10 protein-coding genes are annotated in these 13926 nt (G+C 69.9%); 5 read left to right on the forward strand and 5 right to left on the reverse strand.

Features of this window, described 5'->3' with window-relative positions:
- The 3 genes from OHT76_RS04530 (at position 1) to OHT76_RS04540 (ending at position 4308) form a co-directional block, all read left to right on the forward strand.
- The gene (locus OHT76_RS04530; protein ID WP_328869424.1) at positions 1-924 is read left to right on the forward strand and encodes a carbohydrate ABC transporter permease; all 924 of its coding nucleotides are present in this window, start codon (positions 1-3) and stop codon (positions 922-924) included.
- Positions 921-1748 carry a carbohydrate ABC transporter permease gene (locus tag OHT76_RS04535; protein ID WP_328869425.1) on the forward strand — a complete coding sequence of 276 codons (828 nt, stop codon included), beginning with the start codon at positions 921-923 and terminating at the stop codon, positions 1746-1748. Before OHT76_RS04530 ends, OHT76_RS04535 begins: the two co-directional genes overlap by 4 nt.
- 85 nt (positions 1749-1833) lie before the next feature.
- A complete protein-coding gene (locus tag OHT76_RS04540) occupies positions 1834-4308 on the forward strand; it encodes a CBM35 domain-containing protein (protein WP_328869426.1) in 2475 nt (824 codons plus the stop codon).
- 48 nt (positions 4309-4356) lie between these two features.
- Here the strand turns inward: OHT76_RS04540 and OHT76_RS04545 are convergent, their stop codons facing one another.
- Both OHT76_RS04545 and OHT76_RS04550 read right to left on the reverse strand, forming a co-directional pair.
- Positions 4357-5976: a thiamine pyrophosphate-binding protein gene (locus tag OHT76_RS04545; RefSeq protein ID WP_328869427.1), complete on the reverse strand. Its 1620-nt coding sequence runs from the start codon at positions 5974-5976 to the stop codon at positions 4357-4359.
- Positions 5976-6758: a cyclase family protein gene (locus OHT76_RS04550; protein ID WP_328869428.1), complete on the reverse strand. Its 783-nt coding sequence runs from the start codon at positions 6756-6758 to the stop codon at positions 5976-5978. The genes OHT76_RS04545 and OHT76_RS04550 overlap by 1 nt, the downstream gene beginning before the upstream one ends.
- A gap of 111 nt (positions 6759-6869) precedes the next feature.
- On the opposite strand from OHT76_RS04550, the gene OHT76_RS04555 reads away from it, so the two are divergent.
- Positions 6870-7403, forward strand: a complete 534-nt coding sequence (locus OHT76_RS04555; RefSeq protein WP_328869429.1) for a hypothetical protein — start codon at positions 6870-6872, stop codon at positions 7401-7403.
- A 67-nt stretch (positions 7404-7470) separates the two neighbouring features.
- Positions 7471-7977, forward strand: a complete 507-nt coding sequence (locus OHT76_RS04560) for a hypothetical protein (RefSeq protein WP_328869430.1) — start codon at positions 7471-7473, stop codon at positions 7975-7977.
- Here the strand turns inward: OHT76_RS04560 and OHT76_RS04565 are convergent.
- The 3 genes from OHT76_RS04565 to OHT76_RS04575 all read right to left on the reverse strand — a co-directional run bounded on the left by OHT76_RS04565 (position 7972) and on the right by OHT76_RS04575 (position 13886).
- The gene (locus OHT76_RS04565; RefSeq protein WP_328869431.1) at positions 7972-8568 is read right to left on the reverse strand and encodes a TetR/AcrR family transcriptional regulator; all 597 of its coding nucleotides are present in this window, start codon (positions 8566-8568) and stop codon (positions 7972-7974) included. The genes OHT76_RS04560 and OHT76_RS04565 overlap by 6 nt on opposite strands.
- 29 nt (positions 8569-8597) lie before the next feature.
- Positions 8598-10655, reverse strand: coding sequence for a galactose-binding domain-containing protein (locus OHT76_RS04570; RefSeq protein ID WP_328869432.1), 2058 nt, complete (start codon positions 10653-10655; stop codon positions 8598-8600).
- A 75-nt stretch (positions 10656-10730) separates the two neighbouring features.
- Positions 10731-13886, reverse strand: coding sequence for an amidohydrolase family protein (locus OHT76_RS04575; protein WP_328869433.1), 3156 nt, complete (start codon positions 13884-13886; stop codon positions 10731-10733).
- Between the last annotated feature and the right edge of the window lie 40 nt (positions 13887-13926).

Consider the following 13926-nt stretch of genomic DNA (forward strand, 5'->3'; position numbering starts at 1 on the left):
ATGGCGGACACGGTCGTGCGCACAGAGTCCGCGCCCGCGAAGGGCGCGCCGAGGAACAAGCCCGGGCGGCTGCCACGCGCCGCCGTGCACCATCCCTGGTGGTTCGCGCTCCCCGCGATCGCCGTCTTCGCGGGGTTCTTCCTGGTGCCCAACCTGCTGAACTTCTATTATCCGTTCACCAATTGGTCCTCGTACCACGCGGACATCGCCTTCACCGGCCTCGACAACTTCAAGACCATCGCCGACGACGGCTCACTGCTGCGCGCGATCCGCACGACGCTGCTGTACGCGCTGCTGGCGGCGCTGTTCCAGAACGGCTTCGGTCTGGTGCTCGCGCTGCTGCTGGAGGCCGACACCCGCTTCAACCGATTCTTCCGTGCGGTGTTCTTCCTGCCAGTGCTGATCTCCGCACTGGCCACGGGTTACGTCTTCCAGGCGCTGCTCGACCAGGACGGTGCCGTCAACTCCGTGCTCGGTACGGACGTTCCGTGGCTCGGGTCGACGACGTGGACGCTGGTCGTGGTGACCCTCGTTCACGGCTGGAAGTGGATGGGCCTGGCCATGCTGATCTATCTGGCTGGGCTCAAGGGCATCCCGGGCGACATGCTGGAGGCCGCCCGGATGGACGGCGCGGGGCCCTGGCGGACGTTCTGGTCGGTGCGCTGGCCGATGCTCGCGCCGGCGGTCACCTTCAATGTCACCACGGCGCTGATCGGCTCGATGAACACCTTCGACATCGTGCAGGCGACGACGGGCGGCGGGCCCGCGGCCTCCACCGAGGTCTTCAACATCTACATGTTCCGGATCTTCGGACAGGGCCTGTACGCCCAGGCCTCCGCGATGAGCCTCGTCCTGTTCCTGGTGGTGGTCGCGGTCGCGATCCCGCTGGTCGTGGGGCTCCGCCGAAGGGAGCAGCTGCTGTGACCCCGGTGCTGTGGCGCTACGGCCGCCCCGCGATCGTCCTGCTGCTCGCCGGGCTCGCGGTCGGCGTGCCGTTGTGGCTGGTCGCGGTCACCTCGGCCAAGTCTCAGGCGGAGTCGATCAAGCCGAATCTGGACCTGCCGGACCACTGGCAGCCCGGCGCCAACTACGAGGACGCCGTCGACCAGGGCGAGATGCTGCGGGGTTTCGTCAACTCCCTGCTCGTCGTGGTGCCTTCGGTGCTGCTCGTGCTGCTTCTTGGCGCGGGTGCCGCCTGGGTCTTCGCGCGCCGGAAGTCGAAGCTGGTGTCGGCCGCGTACGCGCTGTGCATCAGCGGACTGCTGCTGCCCCCGGCGGTCATCACCATCGCGATGGAGCTCAGGCAACTGGGCCTGGCGAACTCCCGGCCCGGGATGATCGCCGTCTACACCGGCATGTATCTGTCGACGTCGATCTTCTTCATGACCGGTTTCATCCGCGCCATCCCGCTGGAGCTGGAGGAGGCGGCCCGGATGGACGGGGCGTCACCGGCGCGGATCTTCGCGCGGATCGTCCTTCCGCTGCTCAGGCCGGTGATCGCCACCGCGACGATCATGGTGATGCTCTATGCCTGGAGCGATGTCTTCTACGCCTTCTTCGTCCTCGGCGGCGGCGACCGCGCCACCCTGCCGCTCAACCTCTACCAGGTGGCCAGCGCCCAGCTCTACCTCAACAACTGGCATCTCGTCTTCGCGTATGTCGTGGTGATGAGCCTGCCCATGGTGGCCGTGTTCCTCGTCGGCCAGCGAAAGATCGTGTCCGGAATCACCAGTGGAGCCGTCAAATGACCGGAGGTCCAGCGTGATCACCCCCACCCGCACGAGATCCCGTTTCAGAACCGCCCTGATCACAGCCGCACTTGGAGTAGCCGCCATGGCAGCCACCCTCCCCGCGTCCGGACCGGCGGCCGCGGCCGCCGACCCCCAGCGCCTCACCGTCGACCTCGCCGCCTCCGAAGGCCCGGTGATGCTCGGCGCCAACGGCGCCCTGTACGGGCTCAGCGACGACGGAGTGCCCAGCGACGCCATGCTGGAGCCGCTGAAGCTCACGAGTATCTCGCAGAAGCCGGAGGGCGGCGCCCAGCACCCCAACGGCGACGCGCTCACGGTCTCGAAGTCGTTCTTCCGCAACGGCGGCGGCGAGATCAACGTGATGATGCAGGACGTGTACGCCAAGTGGCCGTACGAGGACCTCGGCATCGACGACTATCTCCCCAAGGTCGACAAGATCACCAAGGAGATCGCCGCCGACCCCAACAGCGACCGCTTCGTCTACATCCCGTTCAACGAACCCGACTTCATCTGGTACAAGCTCAACCTCCCCGACCAGGCGCAGTACGAGGTCGAGCGGGACCGGTTCCTCGCGCACTGGAAGACGGTGTACCAGCGGATCCGCGCCATCGACCCGGACGCGGTGATCGCAGGACCCAACGAGACCGGCTACTACCCCCGCTTCCTGCGGGACTTCCTCACCTTCGCCAAGCGCGAGAACGTCCTGCCCGACATCATGACCTGGCACGAGCTGAGCTCGGGCTCGCTGCGCGACTTTCAGGGGCACTACGACAACTACCGTGCGCTCGAGCGCGAGTTGGGCATCGGCCCGCTGAAGATCAACATCGATGAGTACGCCAACCGCCGTGACCTCTCCGTGCCGGGCCAACTCGTGCAGTGGGTCTCGATGTTCGAGCGGAACAAGGTGTACGCCAACCAGGCGTACTGGGACGCGGCCGGGAACCTGGACGGCAATGTGGTCCGCTCCAACATCCCCAACGGCGGCTGGTGGTTGTTTCGTTGGTACGCGGGTCTGACGGGCGACACCGTGAAGGTGACCCCGCCGCAGCCCAACACCATAGACACCCTTCAGGGCCTGGCCTCCGTGGACACTTCCCGTCGCCAGGCGCAGGTGCTGCTGGGCGGCTCGGCCGGTGACTCGGACGTCGTGGTGCGCAATGTCTCCCGCTCCGTCTTCGGCGGCACCGTCACCGCGACCGTCGCCGAGGCCGCCTGGTCGGGCTACGAGGGACAGCACGTGGCGCCGAGGGTGCTGACCCGCACCAAGCTGCGCGTGGCCGAGGACGGCTCGGTGACCGTCCCGCTGCGCGGCATGCACAAGATGTCGGCGTACCGGATCGTGCTTACGCCCGGCGGCTCGGGCACCCCGTCCACCGCTTCGGTGCCGTGGTCGGCGTCGTACGAGGCCGAGGAGGCGGCCATCACCGACGGCAAGGTCTACACGCAGGGCACGGTGAGCAACGCCAACGGCTACGCGGCGTCCGGAACGAAGGACGTGGGCTCCCTCAACCAGGCCACCAGCAAGGTCGACTTCACGGTGACGGTCCCCCGGGACGGCTCGTACGACCTGGCGATCCTGTACGGCAACCAGTCCGGCGCGCCGGCGACGCAGAAGCTGTCGGTGGACGGCGGCACCCCGGTGACGGTGACCTATCCCTCCACCGAGAACTGGACCTACCGCGCCAAGAAGGACGTGACCGTCTCCCTCAAGGCCGGCACCCACGTGCTGACCCTGGCGAAGGGCGACGCCGAGGTCACCCTGGACCGTATCGACCTCACCGCGCGCGAAGGTGCCGCCTCCGCGTCGTACGAGGCCACGCTCGCGGACGTCAGCGGCAAGCCGTCGTACGACTACTCCTCGTCGGCCGGAGTCGGCACGGGCGCCCTGGTCCTGCGCTCGGGCGACAAGGCGGTGTTCGACGTGTACGCGCCGCGCGACGGCTACTACACGGTGACGCCGAGGGCGTCGGCCGCGGTGAAGCTCGCTCTGCACGGCGAGACGGTGACGGCGGCTCCGGGCCGCCCGCTGCGGCTGTATCTCGCGGCGGGCAACAACCGCGTGGCGATGACGTCCCCGCACGCCTCGGTCCGCTCCCTGGACGTCTCGGGTGAGGGCTCGACACGAGGTGCCCTCTCCTACGAGGGTGCGTCGGCGGTCCTCGCGGGCGGCGCCAAGCTGGTCGACTCCGCGTACGCCTCGGCCGGTTCCTATATCGGCTGGCTCGGCAACGGCCCTTCCAGCACGGCCGAGTTCACGTTGGCCGCCCCCGAGGCGGGCCGCTACCTCCTGGTCGTCCACTACGCCCACAACGACCGCCGCGACAACGGCCACGCCTACAACACGGACATCATGTCCCGTACGGCAGACGTCACGGTGGGCTCCGAAACCCCGAAGAAGGTCACCTTCAAGAACACCTGGAGCTGGGACGACTACTGGACGGTGGCCGTGCCCGTGGACCTGAAGGAAGGCGCCAACAAGGTGACGTTCGGCAACGCGAGCGCCTGGGCGCCGAACATCGACCGGATCGAGCTGGGGCGTGTGGTCGGCCGGCCGTAATCGCCGGCTCCTCGAACGGTGCGCCTGGTTTCGGCCAGGCGCACCGGCCTAATGGCCCCGGAATGCCTCCTCCAGCCACCAACTCCCCTGCTCGGCCACCACTTTGGCGTCGACGAGCAGCGGCGCCGACCGCGGCCCCGCCATCCAGTCCGACACGGCCTTCAGATCCGCCCGCGTCCGCACTGTCACCGCCTCGAAGCCGTAGCCGCGTGCCACGGCCGCGATGTTCGTCTCGGGGAAGCGGACTGTGTCGAGGGGGTGCCCCTCGGGGCCGAAGTGGTGGACCTCCGCGCCATAGGCGTCGTCGTTGTAGACGACGACCACCATCGGCAGCCCGAGCCTGTGGACCGTGTCCAGTTCCGCCGCTCCCATCAGCGCGCCGCCGTCGCCCAGGGCGGCCACCGTGAGGCGGTCCGGGCGGGCCAAGGACGCGCCGATGGCGGTGGCGAGACCCAGGCCGATGGACTGGAAGGCCTGGGTGAAGCAGAGGCCTTGTTCGTCCGGGACCGAGAGGTACATGATCGGGTAGCCCATGAAGTTGCCGGAGTCCACGGCCACGACGCGCTCGGTGGGCAGGATGTCGTCGAGTGCGATGCTCAGGGTGCGGGGGTCGATCCGGTCGCGGGTGCTCGTGTCCTCGTACGGGATGTCCCGCCAACGTAGGCGTGCGGCCAGGGCCTCTGCGTTCTCGGGGGTCCGGTAGCCCTCCCGTGGGCTGCCGCTCGCCTCCAGCACCCGCCTCGCCGTGAGCTCCACATCGCCGGTGACCCCCGGGTCCCTGAGTGCGTCGTCGTCGACCCGTACGACCGTGGCTTCGGCGCCGATCAGGCGGCCGTGCCGAGTCGTCCACCCGGTGAGTGTGCAGCCCCAGGCCACGATCGTGTCGGCGCCCGCGATCAGCTCGGCCGCCAGTGGCGAGGAGAATCCCCCGGACACGTCCAGCGACCACGGACTGCCCCGGAACAGGCCCCGCGCCACGGCCGACGTCGCCAGCAGGGCCCCGCAGTGCTCCGCGAGCGCTTCCAGTGCGCCCCGCGCACCCGGCGAGCGTGCGCCACGCCCGGCCACGAACACCGGGCGCCGGGACCGGGCGAGCACCCGCGCCAAGTCCTCGACATCGGCAGCCGTTGGCTCGACCACCACCCGCGGCGGTGGCGGACCGGCTTGAGCCAGCGCATCGGCCGGGACGTCCGAACTCTGCGCCTCCAGAGGGAGGTTGAGGACCAGTGTCCGCCGCTCGTGCAGAGCCCGTCGCACCGCCTCGCAGGCCTGCCCGACCGCATCCTCCGCCGACGCGACCCGGATCGGCACCGCACCCACCGCCCGCGCCAACGCCTCCTGATCGACATGGAAGTTGGAGCGCTGGTCCGTCACCTCGGCCGCCAGCACCAGCAGCGGCGTAAGGCTCTTCGCCGCCTCCGTGATGCCCGTCAACGCATTGGTCAGCCCGGGCCCTTGATGCACCGTCAGCGCCGCCACGGTGCCGCTCATGCGGGCGTACGCGTCGGCCATCGTCGCCGCGCCTCCCTCATGCCGGGCGGCGACGAACCGTGCCCCGGCCGCCACCATGGCATTGGTCAGATGGAAGTTCCCGGACCCGACCACCCCGAAGACCTGTCCGACCCCGGCCGCCACCAGCGCCCGTCCAACGGCCTCGGCGACCTTCATCAGCGCTCCACCAGCGCCAGCACCCGCGCCGGGGATCCGGACCCGGTGACGATGGGCAGCGGTCCCGCGATGAGGACACAGCCCGTCGGCGGCAGCGAGGCGAGGTTCTGCAACTGCGTCAGGCCGTACTTGTCGTTGCCCATGAGGTACGAGTGGCAGGGGAAGGCCGGATCGAAGGCGTGCCCGCGCCCCGCGTCCGTCCCCACCGTCTCGACGCCGAGCCCGATCACCGGCGACTCCTCGGCCACCCAGCGCGCGCACTGCGGCGACAGACCCGGCGTGTGCGGGCCGCTGTCGTCGGCGTTCAGGAACTCCTCCTGCGAGTTTGCCCGGGCGTCCCAGCCGGTGCGCAGGAGCAGCCACCCACCGTCGGGCAGCGGCCCGTGCTCCGCCTCCCAGGCCTTCACATGGTCCACTTCCAGGAGGAAATCCGGGTTCTGTTCCGCCTCGGCCGTGAAGTCCAGCACCGCGGCGGGCGCGATGAGTCTGCGCGCCGGTACGGACGCCACGTCGTCGAGGTGGCGTCCGGTCACCCAGTGGTTCGGGGCGTCGAAGTGGGTGCCGGTGTGCTCGCCGGTGCGGAAGTTGTTCCAGTACCAGGCGGGCCCCCGGCCGTCGTACCGGCTGATCTCCTGGAGTTCGAAGGCCGCCGTCTGCCCGAATTCTGACGGCAGTTGGATCAGTGGAGTCGCCGCCGACAACGGCGCCGTGAGGTCGACTACTTCGATCGTCCCCTCCCGCAGGGCCGACACCAGCGAGGCGAGGACGGACGGTTCGGGCATGAGGGGCCTCCAGACGCCTCCGGACATCACGACGTGACGCGGAACTCCCAGGATGGATCGATTCCGTGGTATCCACCATGTGGCGGAGACGATCGGCCGAGTGGGGGAACGGTGATCGGAAGACGTACGTCGGCGACGGCGGCGCTGGTGTGCGTGGCCGCTCTGTCCGGCTGCGCCGACGAAGGCCCGGCGGCGGCCCCGACGCCATCGGCGGTCACCGCGGCTTCTCCCTCACCGTCGCCCGACGAGCCCACACCCAACCCCTCGCAGGCGTCCTCCAGGCCCCCGACCCCCGTCCCCACCACCGGCCGATCCGACCCGAAGCTCGTGGTCATGACCGTCACCGGGGGCTTCACCGGCGTCCACCAGACGGTGATCCTGCGTACCGACGGCACCGTCTACACCAGCGAGAAGGGCGAGCCGAACGTCCGCCGCACCACGAAGGCCCAGTTCACCGAACTGCGCACCCTGCTCGGCGATCCCGCCCTCGCCGAAGTCCCCAGCTTCACGATGGACATGGACGCGAAGGACATGTTCCAGTACACCCTGCGCATCGACGGCCGTACGGTCATCACCGACCGCTCCACCGTGGAGCCCGCCCTCGATCGGCTCATCGACGCTCTCGACGACTGGCTGCCCCGCTGAGCCGTACGTGCAACCAGGCGCTCCCTCCCGTCGTCTCACAGGCCGAGACAAGCACGAGGAGGAACGCATGGCCATGGTCGGCCTGTTCTGGATCACCGAGGGCTCGGTGTACATAGGCGCCGAGCCGGTGGGAACGGCGGCCGGGGTACGGCTGTCCAAGGACGGTGTCGAGGCGTTGGGGATCGAGCACGGGCGGTCCTGGAGCTGGGACGAGGTGCAGCGGATCGAGGTCGCCGACGTACCCGTACGGTCCGCCTCCCGTCGCCGGTTCTCCCAGGCCTTCGACGCGGTGGTCGTCGCGCTCACCGGTGGCGGGGATCTGCCGCCGGCGTTCACGGTACGGATCGGGGCCGCCGAGGAGACGGTCGAGGTGAGCGTCCTGACGCCCATCGCTGGAGGGATCTACGGTCCGGTGGAGTACGAGCTCTCCCGCACACTGCTGAACCGGCTCGTCGACGGCCGCACCGCCCTTGACGACCTCCTCCTGTGGCGCCGCGACCTTGTCGGCGACGCCAACCCCGGCCGCGAGGAGCGCGAGGCGCTGATGCTCAAGTGGGTCGACGATCCGTCATGACCCGTCCACGAGCCCCGCGATGTGCGCGATGACCGTATCCAGGACCCCAGCCCAGGCCTCCTCGTCGCCCAACACCAGGTAGTTCAGAGTGAGTCCGTCGGTCATCGCGGCCAGATAGCGCGCCAACACCGATACCGGCACCCGCAGTCGAAGGTCCATGGTCGTGCGCAACTGCTCGATCAGCTCGGCATAGGTCTCGCGGTACAGCTCGTGCTGCCGTCGGGCCAGATGCTCGAACCCCGGTTGGCGCAGGGCGTATTGGGTCAGTTCGTAGGTGAGCATGTGCTCGTCCGGGTGGGCGCGGACGTGGTCCCAGTACGCCTGGAGTCCGGCCCGGACGGTCTCCTGGAGCGTGGCCCTGGGGACCAGGGCCTCCTTCACCAGGGTCACGTAGTGGTCGGTGATGGTCGTGATGACGGACTCGACCAGGGCCTGCTTGGAGTCGAAGCAGTAGTGGAAGACGCTGAGGGACACGCCGGCTTCGGCGGCGATGGACCGGGTCGTCGTCCTGGCGACGCCGTCCCGGGCCATCGCCCTGATCGCCGCTTCCGTCAGCTGCAGGCGCCGTTCTGCCGACGGCATGCGTGCCATGTGCGTGTCCCTCGTGCTCGTGGCGGGCTTCAGTTGCTGTGGACGCTCACCTCGTGCAGCGAGTACCCCCATTCGGTGCCGCGTTCCAGACCCAGGACGCGGACGTAGCGGGCGGGGGTGCCGGTGAACCGGGCGGTGTCCAGGCCGCCGTCGCCGGATGTGGTGGACCAGGCGGTCTTCCATGCCTGACCGTCGGTGGAGAGTTCGACGCGGTACGCCTTGCCGTAGGCGCGCTCCCAGTCGAGGGTGACCCTGCCCACCCGGTGGGTGGCGCCCAGGTCGATCCGCAGCCACTGGTCGTCGCTCCAGTCGCTGGCCCACCGGGTGCCCCGGTCACCGTCGACGGCCCGGCCGGGCGCGTAGCTGGTGAACGGGTTCCACTCCGCCGAACTGGCCGTCGAGGGCGCGTTATTGGCGAGATTCACCGCGGACTGATGCTGCTCGGAGGCTCCCCAGGTGTCCAGGTAGGACTCGGCGCCCCGGAAGAGGTCGTCCACCACCTCCTGGCCGCCGACGCGGCGGATGTCCTCGATCCAGTCCGGGACGAGGCCGTAGTGGGCGGCGCCGTCGGTGTTCAGGTCCCAAGTGCGCTGTCCGGTGGTCTGCTTGTCGATGACGGTGCCGCCGTCGACGCTCGTGAAGGGGTACGTCACCTTGTTGGGGGCGTCCGCTCCGCGCGGTCCCGGCCAGCCGCCGACGCCGTTCATGTCGGTGCCGTAGCCGTAGCCCACGCCGTACTTGTCGCGCAGCGCCTCCGTGCGGTCGGCCTCCGCGATGAAGCCCTCGGAGCCGTGCATGTACTGGCCGATGAAGCCGCCGAGGCCGTAGACCCGCGCGGTCCAGTCCATGTCCATCCAGCTGTGCGAGGAGAGCACGCCGGGGTAGGACTCGGCCTCGAAGATGTCGAGCACCCGGCCGGTGGCCTTGACGCTCATATGGTCGATCTCCAGCATCATCCCGCGATTCATCATGCCCCGCGCCGCGTACTCACCGAGTTCGGTCAGCCCGCGCACATTGCACTGCGCGCCACTGGCGTACGACGGCACGTCCACGCCCGCCGGGAGCTCCGCCTCCGCCTCGGCCGCCGAGGCGTTGCCGATGGGGTTGTCGTGCTGCGGGCCGGTGCACTCCTCCGTCTTCCAGAAGGTGCCGGTGGACAGGAACTGGCCGACGTTGATGGCGGTGCCGAGCGTGCCCGAGTCGAAGCGGACGCCGCAGAGGGCGTTGTCGAACTTGTGGCACAGGAACATGCTGCGCACGCCCAGGTCGTACAGCTCGTCCAGGCCCTTGTCGATGTCCGCCTTGCTGCACTGCGCGATGTCGAGGATCTGCTTGCAGCCGAACGGTTCGGAGGTCTCGACCCCGAGGACGACCGCCAGCTTGCCCTGCTCGATGACCTGGCGGGCCTGGGCGCTGTCGGTGACGATCCGGAACCAGCCCTTTCCGGTGCCGCCGTACATCTTGTCGATGTAGGCCTGGAGGTCGTAACTCAGCTTCGCCTGGAGGCGGATCGACGTCATCTCGTCGCAGGAGCGGTCCTTGAAGAAGTAGACCGAGCAGATCACACCGTTGGTGACGAGGTCGTTGACCAGGACCCGCTGGCCGCCGCGCCAGGCGCGCTCCACCCAAGCGTAGTAGTTCTGCTGGTGGGTCAGCGAGTCATGGGCGGGCCAGTCCTTGAAGGTGGGCCAGCCGACCGGGTCGTGCCTGCCGTCACCGCCGTTGGTGATGAAGTCGAAGATCGCCAGGGAGCCGTCGGGGTAGTGCTCGGGGCAGTCCTTGAGGGCGTCGCCGATACCGGCCCCGGAGAACACCTTCCCGCAGATGAGCCGGCCGCCGAACGCCTCGTTGGAGAACAGGTGGTTGTGGACGTCGGCGAAGCCGCGCACCTCGCCCTGGGCGTTGGTGCCGGTGAACGGCTCGCCGGTGACGTTGATCTGGGAGTCCGGCGCGGGCCGGGCGGTCGGCAGCCACCACTCGGTCCCGGCCGCCGAACTCGGCACGGGGCCGAGCAGCAGGGCCAGGACCAGGAGAAGCAGCGACGCGACGGTGACATCCTTGCGTCTGCGGTACGGGAGTCGAGCCATGGACCCACCCTCCTGGAACGCCATGACGGCATTGTCATGACCAGCCCAATGTGTGGGTCGAGGATGACGAGTGGGTCAATCCGAGTCAAGAGTCCGGGACAAGTGACCTGATGTGGGATCGCAGCATCCATCGCGCCGCAACTGACGGCTGACCTCGTGCCAGTCCCCTGCGTACGACACCTGCTCGAAGGCGTCGACCAGCGCAGACTGCTCGAAGTGCACACCGCCGCGCAGCACCGCCACGGTCCGGACCAGGCTGTCGAAGTCGCTGAACGGATCCCCGTCCACGACCGTGAGATCGGCCAGCTTGCCCTCCTCCAGCGTGCCGAGGTCCGCGTCGGCGCCGTACACCCGGGCGGGCAGCACGGTGGCGGTGCGCAGCGCCTCGGCCGGGGACAGTCCCGCGCGGTGCAGTGCCCGCAGCGCCAGGTGCAGATGCAGTCCGATGGGGACGATCGGCTGATCCGTGCCCAGAGCAACGAGGCCGCCGCCCGCGAGGATGCGCCGGTAGATGGCGAACTCACGGTCCAGCGTGGCCAGTTGCGGTGCGGTGGGCGGATGCGCCGCCTGCTGGCGGACCAGCACGACGTCCCACGGCGGCATGAGGGTGGTGACGCGCGGGTCCTCGGCGAGCGCGGGATCGGAGCCCAGCAGGGGGAACGCCGTGAACGGGGTGGCGACGAGATGGAAGCCGGCCTTGGTGTAGATCTCCTCGACGTCCTGGTACGCCCGGCCCCCGGCGGAGGTCGCGTGCCCGAACTCCAGCCGCTGCGTGGCTTGCAGATGGGTCGTCAAGTCCTGCCCGAGCTGTACGCCTGGGGTGCACAGATGGCTTCCGCTGCGCACCCCGAGCCGCTCGTGGGCGAAGTCCGCGGCCTCTTTCATCATCCAGCCGGGGGCGCGTACGTACGTCTTCACTAAATCCCAGTCCAGCGCCGCCGCACGGGCCAGCGTCCGGTGCAGGCCCTCGCGGGTGCCGTGGGCGCGGCCCATGCTGTAGGCGACGCGGGCCCCGTCGAGGAGTTCGCCGGTGGCCAGCAGCCGCGGTCCGGCGAGCACTCCCGCGGCGACGGCCTCCCGGATCCGGGCCTGTTCGTAGGCGAAGCCACCGAGCGAGACGGCGGTGGTGATGCCGTAGGCGAGCTGAAGCGCGCACTGCCGGCCGCCGTAGGTGGACTGCCAGGGGTGGGTGTGCGCGTCCCACAGGCCCGGAAGGACGGTACGGCCGGAGGCGTCGACGTGTCGTGCGGCGGGCCGTTCGCCGCGGTGCGCGGAGACCTCGGCGATACGGCCGTCGCGTACGACGACATCGACATCCTCGCGGACCTCGTCGCCGGTGCCGTCCCAGAAGCGGCCCGCGTGCACGACCGTGTCGGCGGGCGTCGGTCTGCGGTAGTCGAGCGGGACCCGGACGGTACGGGCCGTGCCGGACTCGATGTCGATCAGGCGCAGTTTGCCTGCCGAGAGGTAGAGCAGGGTGCGGGAGTCGCCGGACCAGGAGGGGTGGTCGGCGGATTCGGTGGTCAGTCGGCGCGGTTCCCCGTCGGGGGTGCCGTCGGCGCGGACCGGCAGCAGCCACAGCGCCGACTCGGCGATCACGGCCATCCAGCGGCCGTCCGGAGACCAGACCGGCCCTGAGTCGTAGCGGTCGGAGAGCGAGGTGTGCGGGGCGAGGGCGTGCAGGACGGCGGTCTTGGTGGTCGTGTCGACGACCCGGATGAGGTTGTAGCCCTCACGGAAGCGCTGGTTGAGGCGATTGCGGTCGCACAGAGCCACATACCGTCCGTCCGGCGACCAACTGGGGCGGCCGGGGATTCCACCCCCTCCCAGCGGCGCCGCGAGAACTTCCTCAGCGCCGTCGGGCAGATCCCGCACCACCAGGTTCCCGGACATGTCCAGACAGGCCAGCCTCCTCCCGTCGGGCGACAGCGCGGGGAAGACGCGGCCGCCCTCGGCGAGGACCGTCTCGGCGCCCGAGTCGAGTTCACGGCGGCGCACAGAGAAGAGGCCGTCGCGGTCGTCGGCGTACAGCAACGCATCGCCGTCGGGCGTCCAGGTCGACGCCAACACATAGCGGGTGGGCGGGACTTGGAGGATCTTCCGGGGTGCGCGTCCGTTCTCGGTGTCGGCGATCCAGAGGGCGTTGAGCGCGGCGAACGCCACGCTGTGACCGTCGGGTGAGAGGGCGGGGAGGTGCAGCGCGCGCACGGGCCGGGTGCCGGCGCCTTCGAAGTCGTACTTCTTGCCGCGGTAGTGGGGCCGTCGCACCGGCATCGAGGCGGTGAACGGGATCTGCTCGCCGGCTGCGGGCGCCGCGGGGTCGAGGAGGCGGAAGTGGCCGTCGACGTTCAACAGCAGCCGTTCGCGGTCCGCCCAGCGGGGCGGGGCGGGCAGGACGTCGCCCTCGACGGCGACCGGTTCGCCGGCCACGACGAGCGTGCAGGAGGCGGCGGGCGAGGCCGTCGTACGCAGATAGGCGAGGCGGCCGGACGGTGACACGGCCGGGGTCATGACCTGGGCGCCGGAGTCGTCGGTGTGCTCGGTGGTGACCGGCCCCGAGCCGTCGGCGGCCACGGAGGCGACGGTGGAGGCCCGGAGGGCGCCGGTCGCGGTGACGGTCGCGCGGACGAACAGCACGCGCTCGCCGTCGGACGACCAGGTGGGGTCGAAGTCCTCCCAGGCGCCGTCGCGTCCGGTGAGCCGGGTGAGCGCGCCGGTGCGCACGTCGACGACCCAGATCCGGTACGGGCTGCCGGTCACGGTGTCGCCGCCGCGCTCGGAGGCGAACGCGATCCGGGTGCCGTCCGGCGACCAGGCCGGGCCGCGGTCGTCCCAAGGTCCGTCGGTGAGTTGACGCAGATCGCTGCCGTCGGGCCGCAGCGTCCAGAGGTGGAACCCGCCGCCACGGTAGGCGCAGACGACGAGACGGCTGCCGTCGGGCGAGTACTGCGGCCGGGTCGGTTCGAGGCCGGGCGGGGTCAGCGCAACGGCGGTGCCTCCGGTGCGCGGCACGGACCAGAGGACGTTCTGGACTTCGGCGACGAGCGTGTCCCCGGAGGGCGAGAGGGTCGCGGAGCCGCCCGTGGCGGCGGTGAGGGAGAGGGTCGTCGCAGGGGAGGCTTCGGCGGCTTCGGCGGGGGTGCCGATGGTGACCAGCGCGGTGGCGGTGGCGCCGGCCTGGAGGAATCGACGGCGGGAGAGAGGAGAGGCTGAGGTGTCTTCGACGTCCAAGAGAACTCCCGGTGGACGGAGTTGAGGGGCAGGACGGATG

This window comes from Streptomyces sp. NBC_00287, assembly GCF_036173105.1.
Lineage (GTDB): Bacteria > Actinomycetota > Actinomycetes > Streptomycetales > Streptomycetaceae > Streptomyces.

Coding starts and splice junctions, on each gene's coding strand:
- OHT76_RS04560 (WP_328869430.1), top strand. CDS start 7,471: ATGGCCATGGTCGGCCTGTTCTGGATCACCGAGGGCTCGGTGTACATA.
- OHT76_RS04540 (WP_328869426.1), top strand. CDS start 1,834: ATGGCAGCCACCCTCCCCGCGTCCGGACCGGCGGCCGCGGCCGCCGAC.
- OHT76_RS04565 (WP_328869431.1), bottom strand. CDS start 8,568: ATGGCACGCATGCCGTCGGCAGAACGGCGCCTGCAGCTGACGGAAGCG.
- OHT76_RS04550 (WP_328869428.1), bottom strand. CDS start 6,758: ATGCCCGAACCGTCCGTCCTCGCCTCGCTGGTGTCGGCCCTGCGGGAG.
- OHT76_RS04530 (WP_328869424.1), top strand. CDS start 1: ATGGCGGACACGGTCGTGCGCACAGAGTCCGCGCCCGCGAAGGGCGCG.
- OHT76_RS04570 (WP_328869432.1), bottom strand. CDS start 10,655: ATGGCTCGACTCCCGTACCGCAGACGCAAGGATGTCACCGTCGCGTCG.
- OHT76_RS04545 (WP_328869427.1), bottom strand. CDS start 5,976: ATGAAGGTCGCCGAGGCCGTTGGACGGGCGCTGGTGGCGGCCGGGGTC.